1 protein-coding gene is annotated in these 1,735 nt (G+C 72.7%); it reads left to right on the top strand.

What is annotated here, in order from left to right:
- The first annotated feature begins 203 nt into the window (after positions 1-203).
- A complete protein-coding gene (locus tag ACIGG8_RS42860) occupies positions 204-1,571 on the top strand; it encodes an IS1380 family transposase (protein WP_396553994.1) in 1,368 nt (455 codons plus the stop codon).
- Positions 1,572-1,735: the final 164 nt, after the last annotated feature.

The following is a 1,735-nucleotide window of genomic DNA, read 5'->3' as shown; positions in this document are numbered from 1 at the left end:
GACCTGAATCCGCAGGTAGTGGGGGAGGATGGCGGCTGATACGACGACAGGTGCGCTTTCGGTTTGAGAAGATCGGGGTTCCTACACCGTGACCAGCTCAAACGTGAAAGTGCACCTGTCGAGTGAAGACGATATCGCGTCGCCGTACCGCCTCCCGCACGCCCGGTCGGCGGTGGAGCCGGTTGCGGGCACGGGTGGGTGGGGTGGACGGGTCGCTGACGGAGAACGGCGGCCTGTTGCTGGTGGCCGAGCTGGACCGGGCCCTGGGCATCACCGCCGCGCTGGACACGGCGATCGGCCCGGTCAAGGCACGTGAGCGGGGCCTGTCCGGGGGCGAGTTCGCGCTGGCCATGGCGGCGGTACAGCTGACCGGCGAGGACCACCTGGTCGGGTTCGACCGGCTGCGGGCCGATCGGGTCGGTGAAGGCCTTCTGCCCGCGCCCGTTCCGCCGTCCACGACGGCCGCCACGCTCGCCGCCCGCTTCGACCAGGCCCGGCGCGAGGGCGTGGAGCGGGCGTGTGCGCAGGTCACCGCCCGCGCGCTGGCCGCACTCCCGGTCGCCGAGCGGGCCCGGATCCTGACCGGGCGGGTCACGATCGACCTGGACGCCAAGGACATCGAGGTCTACTCGACCCGCAAGGAACAGGTCGTCCGCTCCTACAAGGGCGAGATCGCCGGGCGGGTGCACGCCGCGCACTGGGCCCAGGCCGGCACCGTCCTGGTCGCCGACCTGCTGGACGGCCGCTCGGACGGCCGCACCCACTCCCCCGGCCAGGTGGACCGGGCCGTGGAGGCGGTCCGCACGGCCGGCGCCACCGGGCCAATCCTGTTCCAGGGCGACTCGGGCTACTACGCGGGCAAGGTCGCCGAGAAGATCGTCGCCCGCGGATGCCTGTTCCGGCTCGCAGTGCCGCGCTCGGCGCCGCTGTGGCGGGCGGTGGCCGCCGTGCACGACGACGACTGGATCGACGCTCTGGACTACCCGGCCGCGCAGGTCGCGGTGCTGGACTACGTGCCCACCGGATGGCCCGGGGGCACCCGCGTGATCGTCCGCCGGGTGCGCTACGACGCCGCCGACCTGTCCGCCGACCCGCGATCGCGCCGCTCGCGCACCGTCGGCAGGGACCAGCTCGCCCTCGTGCTGGACGGCATCGCCGACACCGCGTACGCCTACTCGTTCATGGCCGCCAACGAGGTGCTGGACCTGGACGAGGAGATCGCGCTCGCGGAGTGGGAGTTCCGCCGCCGCACCAGGATCGAGGAGCTGTTCCGCGACACCGCCCACGGCGCCGGACTCAACCACCTCCCCTCGGCCTCGCACGCGGTCAACAGCATGTGGATGTGGGGCGCGCTGCTGGCCTACAACCTCGCCGCCTGGCTGCAGATGCTCAGCCCCCTCGGCACCGCCCGCCGCCGCATCGCCACCGTGCGTCGCCTGCTGATCCACCGCGCCGCCCGCTGCACGGCCACCGCACGCCGCCACGAACTCCACTTCACTGCGCAAGCGGGCGAGTTGATCGCCCAGACACTGGCCCGGATCCGGGCGCACCGGCACCTCCCGGCCACCTGACCGACCCGCCCGACCGGGCCCGAACCACCCGCAACAGCCCTGGAAAGCCGCCCACCCGACGCGCCAGCCGGGCCACCGGCCTACCCACACACGCCGGACACACGCCGACGGCCAGCACAAAGATCAACTGACTGGCCATCGGCCACTACCTGCGGATTCGGGTC

It is taken from the genome of Kitasatospora sp. NPDC085464, assembly GCF_044541955.1.
GTDB lineage: Bacteria > Actinomycetota > Actinomycetes > Streptomycetales > Streptomycetaceae > Kitasatospora.
Note: the sequence above shows the minus strand (reverse complement) of the source record. Positions and strands in the feature narration are given on the sequence as shown.